This is a genomic window from Massilia sp. LMS1-1-1.1 (assembly GCF_040815535.1).
GTDB classification, from domain to species: Bacteria; Pseudomonadota; Gammaproteobacteria; order Burkholderiales; family Burkholderiaceae_D; genus Janthinobacterium; species Janthinobacterium aestuarii.
The window spans coordinates 789,357-803,075 of sequence record NZ_JBFPNG010000001.1 but is presented as its reverse complement, the minus strand read 5'-3'; the positions used below and the strand labels follow the sequence as shown (position 1 = coordinate 803,075).

10 protein-coding genes are annotated in these 13,719 nt (G+C 69.1%); 5 read left to right on the top strand and 5 right to left on the bottom strand.

Annotated elements, in window-relative coordinates; translation table 11 throughout:
- Nucleotides 1-18 precede the first annotated feature (18 nt).
- Complete coding sequence (locus tag MRBLMS1_RS03660) at nt 19-549, bottom strand: GNAT family N-acetyltransferase (protein WP_128142713.1); 531 nt, start codon at nt 547-549, stop codon at nt 19-21.
- Between the two features lie 174 nt (nt 550-723).
- Between MRBLMS1_RS03660 and MRBLMS1_RS03655 the strand changes: the two genes are divergently transcribed.
- The 5 genes from MRBLMS1_RS03655 to MRBLMS1_RS03635 all read left to right on the top strand — a co-directional run bounded on the left by MRBLMS1_RS03655 (nt 724) and on the right by MRBLMS1_RS03635 (nt 7,347).
- Nucleotides 724-2,172 (top strand): M20/M25/M40 family metallo-hydrolase, encoded by a 1,449-nt coding sequence (locus tag MRBLMS1_RS03655; protein ID WP_485877880.1) that lies wholly within the window; start codon nt 724-726, stop codon nt 2,170-2,172.
- A gap of 223 nt (nt 2,173-2,395) precedes the next feature.
- Entirely contained in the window at nt 2,396-3,958 is a 1,563-nt protein-coding gene (locus MRBLMS1_RS03650; RefSeq protein ID WP_485877879.1) for an ABC transporter substrate-binding protein, read from the top strand.
- A gap of 31 nt (nt 3,959-3,989) precedes the next feature.
- A complete protein-coding gene (locus MRBLMS1_RS03645; protein ID WP_485877878.1) occupies nt 3,990-4,961 on the top strand; it encodes an ABC transporter permease in 972 nt (323 codons plus the stop codon).
- Complete coding sequence (locus MRBLMS1_RS03640; protein WP_485877877.1) at nt 4,958-5,743, top strand: ABC transporter permease; 786 nt, start codon at nt 4,958-4,960, stop codon at nt 5,741-5,743. The genes MRBLMS1_RS03645 and MRBLMS1_RS03640 overlap by 4 nt, the downstream gene beginning before the upstream one ends.
- The gene (locus MRBLMS1_RS03635; protein WP_485877875.1) at nt 5,737-7,347 is read left to right on the top strand and encodes an ABC transporter ATP-binding protein; all 1,611 of its coding nucleotides are present in this window, start codon (nt 5,737-5,739) and stop codon (nt 7,345-7,347) included. Before MRBLMS1_RS03640 ends, MRBLMS1_RS03635 begins: the two co-directional genes overlap by 7 nt.
- Here MRBLMS1_RS03635 and MRBLMS1_RS03630 read toward each other — a convergent pair.
- The 4 genes from MRBLMS1_RS03630 to gshB form a co-directional block, all read right to left on the bottom strand.
- The gene (locus MRBLMS1_RS03630; RefSeq protein ID WP_485877874.1) at nt 7,344-8,108 is read right to left on the bottom strand and encodes an SAM-dependent methyltransferase; all 765 of its coding nucleotides are present in this window, start codon (nt 8,106-8,108) and stop codon (nt 7,344-7,346) included. The two genes, MRBLMS1_RS03635 and MRBLMS1_RS03630, sit on opposite strands and share 4 nt — an antisense overlap.
- A gap of 43 nt (nt 8,109-8,151) precedes the next feature.
- Entirely contained in the window at nt 8,152-10,185 is a 2,034-nt protein-coding gene (locus MRBLMS1_RS03625) for a TonB-dependent receptor domain-containing protein (RefSeq protein ID WP_485877872.1), read from the bottom strand.
- A 245-nt stretch (nt 10,186-10,430) separates the two neighbouring features.
- Nucleotides 10,431-12,485, bottom strand: a complete 2,055-nt coding sequence (paaZ, locus tag MRBLMS1_RS03620; protein ID WP_485877870.1) for a phenylacetic acid degradation bifunctional protein PaaZ — start codon at nt 12,483-12,485, stop codon at nt 10,431-10,433.
- Nucleotides 12,482-13,450: a glutathione synthase gene (gene gshB, locus MRBLMS1_RS03615; RefSeq protein WP_485877868.1), complete on the bottom strand. Its 969-nt coding sequence runs from the start codon at nt 13,448-13,450 to the stop codon at nt 12,482-12,484. Before gshB ends, paaZ begins: the two co-directional genes overlap by 4 nt.
- Between the last annotated feature and the right edge of the window lie 269 nt (nt 13,451-13,719).

Below are 13,719 nucleotides of genomic sequence, written 5' to 3'. Positions count from 1 at the left end.
CGCCACGGCCGTAACAAGTCAGCGCCGGCGCGCCTGCCATTCGGGACGCAGCAGGCTGTACATTTTGACATCGCGCATCACGCCATTGATGAAGAAGGCCTGGCGTATCAAGCCTTCCTGGGTAAAGCCGTTCTTTTGCGCGATGCGCTCGGAGCCGATGTTCAGTGGATCCATCAGCAGCTCCAGCCGGTGATACGGATAGGCGCTGAACAGGTAATCGACCACCAGGCGCGTCGCTTCGCTCATGTAGCCTTGCCCGTCGCGCTGCCGGTCGAACAGGCGGTAACCGATCTCGCGCGAGGCTGGCGTGCGGCTCTTGAAGTGCGTGATCGTGCCGATGATGTGCTGTGAGTGATCTTCGATGAGGAACAATTCGCTGTCCTCGGTGACAAAGCCCGATTGCAGGAAATCGCGCCGCATGGCCTCGGGCGACTTGAATTGCATGGAGAAAAATTCGCCGCGCGAGGGCAGGTCGTTGACGAGGGAAATATAGGTATTCAGGTCGGCGGCTTGTAAGTGCCGGATGGTGCAGAGGGTTCCCTTGAGCATGTCGGTTTCCGGTAGCGATCACGAATCCTGATGGTAATCGACTCTGGGGGGACAGGCAATCGATCCCGTAAAAGTTGCTGCAATGACAGAACAAATACGCTATCGTAGAAAGCCGCGCCTTGCCCATGGCCAAGGCGTACCCGTTTCGACCTCGTTGACTGGAACTGACATCACATGCCTACCATCCTGACTGGCGCGCCATTGCGCCGTTCCGTTTTATCCATCGCCCTTGGCTGCATCGTCAGCGCCGGGGTCTTTGCCGCCGCGCCAGGCAATACCCCGCAAGCGCTGGCGCAGGTGCGCGACACGGCGCTGCACAGCGACTGGGCCTATGCCCGCCTGGCCGACATGACGGATCTGATCGGCCCGCGCCTGTCCGGTTCCGCCGGTGCCGCCGCCGCCGTGCGGCAGGTGGCCGACGCCATGCGCCAGCTGGGCGCCACCGTCACCTTGCAGCCCGTGAAAGTGCCGCACTGGGTGCGCGGCGTGGAAACGGCGGAAATCGTCGATTATGCGGGCCGTCCGCAGGGCGTGTCGCAGCGCGTGGTGCTGACGGCCCTGGGCGGCTCGGGCGCGACGCCGGCCGCCGGCCTGACGGCGCCCCTCATCATCGTCAAGAGCCTGGAAGAACTCAAGGCGCGCGCGCCGGAAGTGAAGGGCGCCATCGTGCTGATCGACACGCCGTTCGACCAGGAGATGGCCGAGCGGGGCCTGGCCGGCGTCACCTATGGCCAGGGTTCGCGCTCGCGCTTCCTCGGGCCGAAGGCGGCGGCCGACCTGGGCGCGGCCGCTGCGCTGGTGCGCTCGATCGGCGGCGCGAACTTCCGCATCCCGCACGCGGGCGCCACTGGGCTGGACGACAACAAGCGCATTCCGGCCGCAGCCGTCACCGTGGAAGACGCCTTGCTGATCGGCCGCCTGGCCGCGCGCGGGCCCTTGAAAATGCACCTGACCCTGACGCCGCAAAACCTGCCGGAAGCGGACAGCTACAACGTGATCGCCGACTGGCCGGGCACGGACAAGGCCGACGAAGTGGTGGTGGTCTCGGGCCACCTCGATTCCTGGGACCTGGCGACGGGCGCGCATGACGACGGCGCCGGCGTGGTGGCGGCCATGGGCGTGGTGGAAACCCTGAAAAAACTCGACTACCGCCCGCGCCGTACCATCCGCGTGATCGCCTGGATGAACGAGGAGAACGGCGGGCGCGGTGGCCAGGCCTATTTCGAGGCCCACAAGCAGGCGCTCGGCAAACAATATGCGGCCATCGAGATGGACAGCGGCGCCGGCCGCCCGTTCGGCATCCTCGCCAGCGTGGGGCCGAAGTCGGAAAAACTGTTTGCCCCGCTGCGCGCAGCCCTGCAACCGATGGGCGCGCACGCGTTCACGCGCCGCGACGCGCTGGGCACGGGCGACTTGCACCGCCTGGAAACGGGTGGCGTGCCCAGTTTCGAGCCGCTGGTCGACAGCCACAGCTACTTCCACTACCATCACACGCCGGCCGACACCCTGGACAAGGTCGACCCGGATAACCTCAAGCGCAACGTGGCGCTGATGTCGTCGCTGGCCTGGTTCCTGGCCAATATCGACGGCGAGATCGGCCGCGCGCCGGAGCAGGGCGAGTAAGCGCTATAGCGCGGGCCGCTGCCTTGCCGGCGCGGCTGCGCGCATCCCGGCCCCTCAGCTTTTCAGATACCAGCCCTCCGTAAAGACAATTTGCCTGGCTTGGGCGGCAATCATAAGATATGCAGCTGCAAATAATTCTCATTTAGTTGGGAATAGTGTGCAGCACACTCGCCCGGCCCATGGCGGCCGGGGTTTGCCTCTCTTCTGATTGTCAGGAACGCTGGTGCCCCGTCTTCGCTTGCTTTTTCCCCTACTCCTGGCCGGCTGGCTCGCGTCTGCCGGCGCCAGCACGCAGCAGCCGTCGCCGGCGGCCCCGCGCATCGAGCGCTGTACCATCGCCGACGAACAGGGCGACTTCGGCTTGCCCACGCCCTACACCCATGCCAGCGGCGGCATGGGCTATACGCTGACGAGCCTGATTTTCGATACCCTCGTGTGGCGCGATGCCAGCGGCAAGCTGGTGCCGGGGCTGGCCAGCGCGTGGCGCGAAAGCGCCGACCACCGCACCATCGACTTCACCTTGCGGCCCGACGCGCGCTGGCATGACGGCAAGAGCGTGACGGCGGCCGACGTGGTGTTTACGTTTGCGTATTTGCGCCAGCACCCGCATCCGCTGTTCGATCTGGGGGCCATCGATGGCGTGGACGACCTGGGCAAGGGGCGGGTGCGTGTGCGCCTGAAGCGCGTGTATGCGCCGTTCGTGGCGCAGCTGGCCGGTTCGGTGCCCATCCTGCCGCAGCATGTATATGCGCGTCTGGACGACCCCCAGCGCGTGAAACAGGCCGACATCGTCGGCAGCGGCCCCTATCGCCTGGGCGCGTATGACAAGGCGGCGGGCCGCTACCTGTTTACGGCGAACGAAGCGTATTACCTGGGCCCGCCCAGGGTGCGCAGCCTGCTGTTCCTGCGCATGCAGCCTTCGCTTGCCGTGGGCGCGCTCAAGCGGGGGCAGGTGGACATGATCCGCAGCCTGCCGGCGCCGCTGGCCACCGAGGTGGCCCGTTTCGCCACCGTGGTCAGCGCGCCCTCCGGCCATCCCGTGCGGCTGCGTTTCAATCATGCGCGTGCGCCGTTTGACGACAAGCGCCTGCGCCAGGCCATCGCGCGCGGCATCGACCGGCAGGAGCTGCTGCGGGTGGTCGAGAACGGGCAGGGCGAAGTGTCCGCCGGACGTTTCGTGCGGGGCAGCATCTGGCAGAGCGGGGCGCCGTTCGATGCGTATGCCTACGATCCCGCGGCGGCGCGCCGCATGCTGGCGGAGCTGGGCTACCGTGCCGCGCCCGATGGCCGCCTGCGCGACAGCGGCGGCAAGTCCTGGGTGCTGGAACTGGCGGCGTCGCGCAGCCTGTCGCGGCCAGCCAGCCAGCTGGCTGGCCAGCTGGAAAAGCTGGGCATGGAAGTCAACGTGCGCATCATGGACAGCGGCATCCTGGGCGCGCGCATCGCCGCGGCCGATTTCGACCTGGCCCTCGTCAGCCAGGGCAGCAATGGCGATCCGGAAAGCATGCTGCGGCAAACGGCGGGCAACGGCGCCTACAGCGACGCCTTCCGCCGCGCCGATCTGCTCGAGCTGCTGCAGCAGCAGGTCGGCACCGTCGACGTGGCCAAACGGCGCGCGCTGCTCGACCGCGCCCAGGCCATCTATGCCGAGGAGCTGCCGGCGTTCTTCCTGTATTCGCCGCAGTGGATCACGGCGGCCAATGCGCGCCTGCGGCCGTGGTTCACGCCGGGCGGCATCGCCGTCGGCATCTCGCTGCCGCTGAACAAACTGATGTTCGTGCAGTAGACGGGAGCCGACGCTGAGCGCTTTTTCGTTCATGGGCCGGCGCGCCGCGGGCTATGCGCTGGCCTTGCTGGCGCTCGTCAGCCTCGACTTCGCGCTGCCGCTGCTCATGCCCGGCGACCCCGTCACGGCCCTCCTGGGACAGGATGCGCTGATCGAACTCGATGCGGCCGAACGCGGCGCCCTGCTGGCGCGCCATGGCCTGGGCGGCGGGCAGCCGCTGTGGCAGCTGTACCTTGAGCACCTGGCGCAGCTGCTGCGGCTCGACCTTGGCTACTCCATCCGCCACGGCATGCCGGTGGCCGATTTGCTGGCGCAGCACCTGCCGTGGACCGTGCTGCTGGTGGCCTGCGCGCTGGCGCTGGCCCTGCTGCTGGGCGTGGTGCTGGGTATCGAAGCCGCGTTCGCGCAGGGCAGGGCGGCGGACCGCGCGCTGACGGCCGCCACCCTGGCGCTCGACAGCATCCCGCCTTTCGCCCTGGCGATGGGCCTGGTCATGCTGTTCGCCTATGGCTTGCAATGGCTGCCCAGCAATGGCGCCATGGCGCCGTTTTCCACGCAGACGGGGATGGCGGCCTGGCTGGAACGCGCGCAACACCTGGTGCTGCCCGTGTGCGCCATGGCGCTGCCGGCGTCCGCCGGCGTGTTCCTGAGCGCGCGCGCCACGGCCGTCGGCGTACGGCAGCGCACCTTCATGGAGCTGGCCCGCGCGCAGGGCGTGGGGCCGTTCGCCTTGCGCTACCGCCACCTGGCGCCCAACGTGCTGGCCGTCGTGCTGTCGCGCCTGGGCGCCGTGGCCGCGCGCCTGGTGTCGGGCGCCGTGTACGCGGAAACCGTGTTTGCCTATCCGGGCATCAATCTGGTGCTGACGGACGCCATCGTCAAGCACGACTACCCGCTGGTGCGCGGCGCCCTGCTGGCGACGGGGCTGCTGCTGTTCGCCATGAACTTGCTGGCCGACGCGCTGGCCGGCCGCCTGGCGCGGCGCGCGCAGCACGCGCCATGAACGCCTCCGTGCGCGCGGGAGCAACGCTGCTGCTGGTGCTGGCCTTCCTGCTGGCCGGCGCCAGCTGGCTGCAGCCGGCGTCCGGCGGCGCCATGGATGCCGTGCTGGCGCCGCCCGGCGCCACGCACTGGCTGGGCACCGATGACCTGGGCCGCGACGTCTTGCTGCGCCTGGCCGCCGCCGCGCTGCCCACCTTGGGCATCGGCGTGGCCGTGAGCGCCGCCAGCATCGCGCTGGCCGTGCTGCTGGCGCTGTGCGGGCTGGCCTGGCCCGCAGCCGATGCGCTGGTGCTGCGGCTGGCCGATCTGTTCAGCGCCTTGCCATCGACCTTGCTTTTCATCGTCATCGCTTCGGCCATGCAGCCGGGCGTGGCGGCCCTGGTGGCCATGCTGGCGGCATTCGGCTGGGATGCCGAATTTCGCGCGCTGCGCCTGCGCCTGCGCCAGGTGTGGCTCCAGGAAAGCCTGGACGCGGCGCGCCTGGCGGCGGCATCGGGCACGTATCTGCTGCGCCGCCACGTGTGGCCGGCCATGGCGGGACTGCTGGCCGTGCAAGCGGTCGCCCTCGTGCGCCGCGCCGTGTTTCATTACGCGGGCCTGGCCTTCCTCGGGCTGGCCGACCCGCGTACGGCGACCTGGGGCGGCATGCTCAATGAAGCCATGCCCTATCTTGCCCATCCGGATGCGCGCGCCTGGATCCTCGCGGCGTGGCTGTGCCTGGCCATGCTGCTGATCGCGCTGGCGCTGCTGGGCCAGGGCCTCGACGAGCGCGCGCGATGCTAGCGGCGGCCGCCTTCTGCGTCGAGGCCGATGGCCGCCAGCTGCTGCGCCAGTTGCACTTCCGGGCGAGACCCGGCGTGCCGCTGGTGATCATCGGCGAATCGGGCGCCGGCAAGAGCACCCTGGCGCGCGCCTTGCTCGGCATGGCGCCGGGGAGGGTCAGCGGCAGCTTGCGCGCCGGCGCCATGCAGCTGGTGGATGCGGACGACGCGGCGCTGCGGCGCTGGCGCGGCCGCCATGCGGGCCTGGTGCCGCAAGACGTGCACGACGCCCTCAATCCCCAGCACACCGTACTGGCGCAGGTGGCGGCGCCGTTGCGGCGGCATCTGGGCATGCGGCGCGGGCCGGCCGAACAGGCGGCGGGCGACTTGCTGGTCTCGCTGGGTCTGGCCGAAAATCTGCACCTGCGCTATCCGGCCCAATGCAGCGGCGGCCAGCTGCAGCGCGTCCTGCTGGCGGCGGCGCTGGCGCCTTCGCCGGAGCTGCTGGTGCTGGACGAGCCGACGTCCGCGCTCGACCCTGACACCAGCGCGCTGGTGCTCGGGCGCCTGCGCGCCGAAGCGGCGCAGCGCCAGCTGGTGGTGGTGACGCACGACCTGGAACTGGCGCGTGCGCTCGATGGCGACGTGCTGGTGCTGTACGGCGGCAGCGCCGTGGAAACGGGACCGGCCGCATCGGTGCTGGCGTCGCCGCGCCATCCCTACACGCGCGGGCTGCTGCGCGCCTGGCCGCGCGAGAACGGCAAGGACTTGCAGGGCATCGCGGGCACGCATGAAGAGTGCGCGCGCGGCTGCGCCTTCGCCAGCCGCTGCAGCCAGCGCATCGCCCGCTGCGCCGAGGAAGCGCCGGCGCTCGACGCCACGGGCGTGGCCTGCCTGCGCGGCGGCATCGTCACCGTGCTGTCCGCGCGCGGCGTGCACAAGCGCCTGGGCGGGCAAGCGGTGCTGGCGGGCGTGGACCTGGAGGTGCAGTCGGGCGAGACGGTGGTCATCGTCGGCGCGTCCGGCGCGGGCAAGTCGACCCTGGCGCGCATCCTCGTCGGCCTGCAGCAGGCCGATGCGGGCACAGTGGCCACGCCGGCGCGCGAGGAGGGTGGCGCGGCGGCGGGCGTCGCCTACGTGCCGCAGCATGCGGGCGCCTCGGTGGCCAGCCATTTCACGGTCTTCGAGGCGGTGGCCGAGCCGCTCGTCATCGGGGGCCGCGACAGCGGGGACGCCTGCCGCGCGGCGGCGCTGCGGGCGCTGGCCGACGTGCGCCTGCCGGCCACGCAGGCCTTCCTGGCGCGCCCGGCGCGCAGCTTGAGTGGAGGGGAATTGCAGCGCCTGGCCATCGCGCGGGCGCTGATCGCCGATCCGGCCGTGCTGGTGGCCGATGAACCGACGGCCGCGCTGGACGCCTCGGTGCAGGCGAAGGTGCTGCGGCTGCTGCTCGACGTGCAGGAAGCACGCGGCCTGGCCCTGCTGCTGATCACGCACAATCTGCCCGTTGCCCGCCACGTGGCGGACCGCATCGTGCGGCTGGAAGACGGCCGCTGCGCGGCAGAGGCCTCAGGGCCGCCGGCCGGCCCGGAAGGCGCCGCGCCGGCGCTCTGGATGCGCCTGGGCTAAGCCAGAAAATCGCCTACATACACCAGGTGTTCGAATGGCGGTTTTTCGTTCTCCGTGCGTGCCAGCACGGTGTCCAAGGTGGCGCGCAGCACGGCCTGTTTCGCGTCGGCGCCCGCATGCGCGACGATGGCCAGCGGCGTGCTGCCGGGCAGGTGGCGCGCTAGGCGTTCGACCAGCGAGGGCAGGTCGGCGCGCATGGTAAAGAAGACCAGCGTGGAACCGGTGGCGGCCAGCTTGTCCAAGGTATCCGTGCCCGTATAGTCGTCGCGCGTGTCGGCCGAGGCGGCGAGGATGACGGAGCGGCTGTGCTTGCCGCCCGTGACATCGCGGGCCAGCGCCGCATTGGCCGCATTGAAGCAGGAGATGCCGGGGATGACGATGGGATTGAGTTCGCTGAACTCGCTCAGGTAGCCCGATTGCGGCCCGAAGATCATGGCGTCGCCATAGTCGAGTACCGCGACGGTCTTGCCGGCCGCCGCTGCCGCATGGATGATGTCGCGCGTCTGTTTTTCCATGGCGTCGACTTCTTCCTCTGGCGTATCGCGTCGGGCCAGGGGACTGAACAGGCCGTGACCGGCCTTGTGCTGCTCCTTGCCGCTGAGCAGCTCGGCAAATGCTTCGAGCAGGCGCGGGATGCCGAACACGATATCGACGCCGCGCAGGGTTTTCTGGGCCTTGACGGTGATGCTGTCAGGGTCGCCGATGCCGGCGCTGACGAGGTACAGGCCGCAGCGCGTGCCCGCTTGGGTGGTATAGGTCATGGTTCTCTTCTCTTCAAGGATGGTTGATTGGAGGGGGAATCGCTTAAAACTGGTAATTCGCGCTGACGCGCACGTCGCGCCCCGGCTCCGGCAGGATATTGCCGGTGCCGCCGTCGATCGAACTGTGGCTCGTGTAGCGCTTGTCGCCCAGGTTGCGCACGGCCAGCGCCAGGCTCAGGGCACGCAGCGCGGCCGGCTGCCATTGCAGCTGGACGTCGTGCAGCACGTAGCCGGCGCGCTGCACCGCCGCTTTCGGCACGTCGTCCAGGCGCCGCACGGCGTTCAGGGTATAGCCGGCCGTGAGCCCGGGCAGCACCTGCCACTGGCTGTCCCACGTCAGGCGGTCGCCCAGCGCCGTGCCCACGCGGCGCGCCGGGTTCAAGGGCTTGCCGCCCACCGTGGTATCGGCCAGCACCACGCCGACGGACGTGCCGTAGTCGCCCCGCTGCCAGCGCGCCTTCCATTCCCAGCCTTTGGAGCGCAAAGTCTCGGGCATGTTGCGGATATAGGCGGGATACACGACGCCCTGGCCGGCCCATTCGATCAGATTGGCAATGCGCGTGTCGAAGTAGCCGAGGCGTACGGTCAGGTGGTCGCCGTCCTGCAGCGCATTGGCGCCTTCGTACTGCAGGCCCGCTTCGCGCGTGGTGGAGGTTTCCGGCTTGAAGGGCTTGCCGTTGTTGAAATTACTTTTTTTGTCCAGGCTCGTGAGAAAGCCGATGGGGATGATGCCGCTGGCGCGCACGGCTTCGCCATAGCTGGCAAAGGCGCCCACGCCGCCGCCCAGTTCCAGCTCGGCGCCCGCGTTCGGCGACGTCTCGCCGCCCTTGACGGTGCGTGGGCCGAAGGCGGTGTGGTAGTGATCGTGGCGCATGCCCAGCGACAGCTGCAGGGCTTGCCAGCGCATGCGCTCCTGCACGAAGAAGCCCAGGTTGCGCGCCTGCGTGGATTTGCGGCCCGGCCCCAGGATGGCGGCGCCCAGCACGCCGTCGGTGACGCCTTCCTCGTCCATGAAGTCGGCGCCGGCCGTCAGGCGGTGCTGCGTGCCGGCCAGGGACAGCTGCGCCGTGTTGCGCGCGCTGCCGCCCCGTTCCGTCGTCCTGGCGCTGCGCGCCTGCGTCACGTCTTCCAGTTCATTCTTGTTCAGGTACAGATTGAATTTCCAGTCCAGCAGCGCATTGCCGGCCGGCTGGTAGCGGTGTTCCAGGGTATAGGTGTGGCGTTCGCTGCGCTGGGAGGTGGGCACGGCGTTGGCGGGCGCATAGCCGTTGTCGCTGCCGACCCGGCTGAACAGATAGAGTCCCGCGTTGCGGTTGCGCGCCGCGCCCAGCCGCAGGCTGTGGCCGGACAGGTCCAGCAAGCTCAATTTGAGCAGGTAGTCGCGGTCATGCTCGGCCGAATTGGGCACGTCGCCACCGCCGCCGATGCGGTAGTTGTCGCGGTTGACGGCGCTCACGTGGGCCAGCAAGCCCACTGCCTCGCCGAGCATGCCGTACACGCTGACGGCGCCGCGCCGCGCTTCGTCGGCGCTGGCGTACGCGGCGCGCACGGTCGCGCCGGCGCGCTTGCCGGGCGCCAGCAAGTCCTGCGCATCGACGGTGTCGAAGCGGATGCTGCCGCCCAGCGCGCCCGGTCCCGCGTCGGCGCTGGGGCCGGGCTGGATATCGACCTGTTTCAGCAGGTCGGGATCGATGCCGCCCAGGTCGCCCCGGTGCTGGTGCAGGCTGCGGCCCTGGCGCGCGCCGTCGATGCTGAAGTTCAGGTTGGCGCCATCGACGCCGCGCAGATAGATGCGCTGTGCATTGCTGGCGCCGCCGCCGATGCTGACGGCCGGTTCGCTGGCGAAGACGTCGGCCACGTCCATCGCTTGCTGGCGCTGCAGGGTCTCGCGGGAAATGCGCGTGATGCCGGGCATAGGCGCGTCCGGCGCGGATTGGCCGATCAGCTTGACTTCGGGCAGGGTCGCCAGCGGCGCCGCCTGTTCGGCTGGCGTGTCCGCCGTTTGCTGTGCAAAAGAGAGGGGGGCGATGGGCAGCGCGCTGGCGCCAAGCAGGAACAGTGGAACGGCATGTCGCATGGGAAGGTCGTCTTTATCAGAAGGGAAGCCACGGGGAGGGAGGGCGCAGGTGCTGGCCTGCGCAGCGTCAGTCGAATCTGCTACAGCAGCGCTGTCCCGGGACAGGAAGTGGCGCGCCGCGCCCTTCCCGGTCCCTGAAATACCCGGTTGGCTTCATCTCGTCAGCCGCCATTCTGGAAGAGGCGGGCAACCTTGGCTATTTGTATTTCTTGAGCCGCGCCATCAGGAAAGCTGAGGGCTGCGCCTCACAGCCCTGCGCGCTTGGCCACCAGGGTCAGGATGTCGTAGCTGGCCACCAGTTCATCGTTCTGGTTGGTGACCTGCACGTCCCACGACACCACGCCCTGGCCGACGCCCTTGTCGTCGCGCCGCTGGCGGTCGACCTTGCGCTTGCACGTCAGGCGTGCGCGGATGGTGTCGCCGATGCCGACGGGCGCGACGAAGCGCAGATCGTCGAGCCCGTAGTTGGCCAGCACGGGGCCCGGCGCCGGCGACACGAACAGGCCGGCGGCGGCGGCCAGCACGAAATAGCCGTGCGCGATGCGCCGGCCGAACTGCGAATCGCGCGCGGCGATCTCGTCGAAATGCATGTAGAAATAATCGCCCGAGATGCCGCCGAAGGCCACGATGTCCGCTTCGCAGATGGTGCGCCGGTGCGTGAGCAGCGATTCGCCCACTTCCAGCTCGTCGAAATGCTTGCGGAACGGATGCTGCACGCTTTCGCGCACGGCGGCGCCGCGCACGTATTCGCCCGTCACGGCCGTCAGCATGGTGGGCGAGCCTTGCAGCGCCGAGCGTTGCAGATATTGCGAGATGGCGCGCAGGCCGCCCAGCTGCTCGCCGCAGCCGGCGCGGCCAGGGCCGCCGTATTTCAGGTGCGCCGACGCCAGCACGTCCGTGCCCGCCGCCGCCACTTCGCGTTCCAGCACCAGCACGCGCCCGTGCGAGGCGGCCAGGCGCGGCACGACATACGCGGCCAGCTTCGGATCGCGCGTGGCCAGGGTGCTGGCCAGGCTGCCCCTGCCGCGCGCGGCCAGCGCCAGTGCTTCCTCCACGTCCGCATACGGCATCAGCGCGCAGACGGGGCCGAACGCTTCGATTTCATGCACGGCGTCGCTGCGCGCGCCGCCGCGGCACAGCAGCAGGGTGGGCGCGGCAAAGGCGCCATCGCGCACGCCGTCTCCCGCCGGCGCGTAGCCGTCCACCTGGCCGCAGACGATGTCGCTTTCCTCGGCCAGGGCGCGCACGCGGGCGCCCAGTTCGCTGCGCTGTGCCTGCGATGCCAGCGGTCCCATTTGCACGCCAGCCTGGGCCGGGTCGCCGATCACCACGGCCGCCAGGCGTTCGCGCAGGCGCGCCGTCAGCGCTTCGATCTGCCCGTGCGGCACCATCACGCGGCGGATGGCGGCGCCGTCCTGGCCCGCCTTGACCGTCATCGAACGCACGATGGCGTCGACCAGCAGCTCGAATTCCGGCTCGCCGCTGCGCACGTCCGGTCCCAGGATGGCGCAGTTCAGCGACGCCGCGCCCAGGCTGACCTGCACCGAACGCGCCAGCAGGTTGGGGTGGTTGCGCAAGGTCGTGGCAGTGGCGTCCGAACCCGTGAAGCTGACGGCATCGTTGTCCTGCAGGCGGGCCAGCAAAGCGTCGGCCGGGCCGATGGCCAGTTGCAGCGCGCCTTTCGGCAGCACGCCTGACGCGTCGATCAGGCGCACCAGCGCTTCGGCCAAATAGCTGGTGCAGGTGGCCGGCTTGACGATGCAGGGCATGGCGGCCAGGAAGCTGGCGGCGAATTTTTCCAGCAGCGACCAGACGGGCAGGTTGAACGGGTTGATGTGCAGGGCCACCCCGCCGCGCGGCACCATGATGTGCGTGCCCGCCGCGCCGCCGCGCCGGCACAGCGACATGGCGGGCGCTTCGTGCAGCACATTGCCCGAAGGCAGGCCGCTGGCCGCGATGCCGGCATAGGAATTGAGCACGCCGATGCCGGCGCAGATATCCTGCTTGCTGTCGGCGCGCGTGGCGCCGCTCTGGTAGGCGATCGTGTACAGCTCCTCGCGATGCTGCTGGATGTGCGATGCCAGCGCCCGCAGGCAGGCCGCCCGCTGCTGGAAGTCGAGCGCCATCAGGGCCGGCACGCCGGTGCGGCGCGCATAGTCGAGCGCCTGCTGCGCGTCGACCGCCTCGGCATGCGTGTGGTAGATCAGCGAATTGTCGATGGCGCTGTGCAGCGACAGGCCCGCTTCGCTGCCCATCCAGCTTCCGCCTATCCAGCTTTGCAGTGTGCTTACCTTGTTCATGCTTGTTCCTCGTTCGTGTGCGTGAGCGATGCCGCCGTTTCCAGCGCATCGATGAACATGCCCGCCACGTCGAAACCCGTCTGCTGCATGATTTCGCGGAAGCAGGTTGGACTGGTGACATTGATTTCGGTCAGATGGGCGCCGATCACGTCCAGCCCGACCAGCAGCAGGCCGCGCGCCGCCAGCACGGGCGCCAGGGTCTCGGCGATTTCGCGGTCGCGCGCCGTCAGCAAGCGCGCTTCGCCGCGTCCGCCGGCAGCCAGGTTGCCGCGCACTTCCCCCGCCTGCGGTATGCGCGCCAGCGCATGCGGCACCGGCTTGCCGCCGATCAGCAAGATGCGCTTGTCGCCTTCGCTGATGGCGGGAATGTAGCGTTGCGCCATGATGGTGACCGCGCCGTCGCGCGTCAGCATTTCGACGGTGGCGCCCAGGTTCATGCCGTCCTCGCGCACGCGGAAGATGCCGGCGCCGCCCATGCCGTCGAGGGGCTTGAAGATCACGTCGCCGTGCTCGGCATGGAAGGCGCGCAGGCGCGACGGCTCGCGGCTGACGAGGGTCGGCGCGCAGAACGGCGAAAATTCCAGGATCGCCAGTTTCTCGTTGTGGTTGCGCACGGCCGATGGCCGGTTGAAGACGCGCGCACCCTGGCGCTGCGCCATGTCCAGCAGGTGGGTGCTGTACAGGTACTCCATGTCGAACGGCGGATCCTTGCGCACCAGGACGGCGTCGAACTGTGCCAGCGGCAGCGTCGCCGCCGCCTCGCGGCGGAACCACGCGCCGGCGTCGTCGACCAGCTGCACGCGCGCCGCGTGAGCGCTGACCACGCCCCCTTCGCAGTGCAGATGCTGCTGTTCGAACACGTGCAGTGCATGGCCGCGCGCGGCCGCTTCCTGCATCATCGCGTAGGTCGAATCTTTCTTGATGTTCAACAGCTCGAGGCGGTCAGCCAGGATCGCGATTTTCATCGATGCGCCTTTCATTCAATACGTTGGGGTAGAGGAAACCGGTCGGCCGCGCCAGTGTGCGCGGCAGCCGTGGCGCCATGCGCCGGGTCCTTGTTGCTGGAATATTTCTGCAACGATGGTAGCGCAACGAACGCCATTCGGCTCCTCAGATATTTGGACGTCGGCCCTCAGATATTGCGTCTTGTGAGGCACCCTCGATCGGTCTTAGCATCATTGGCGAAATGTCACTACCCAAGCCGGCCTGACCGGATATAACCGCCACATGAGGA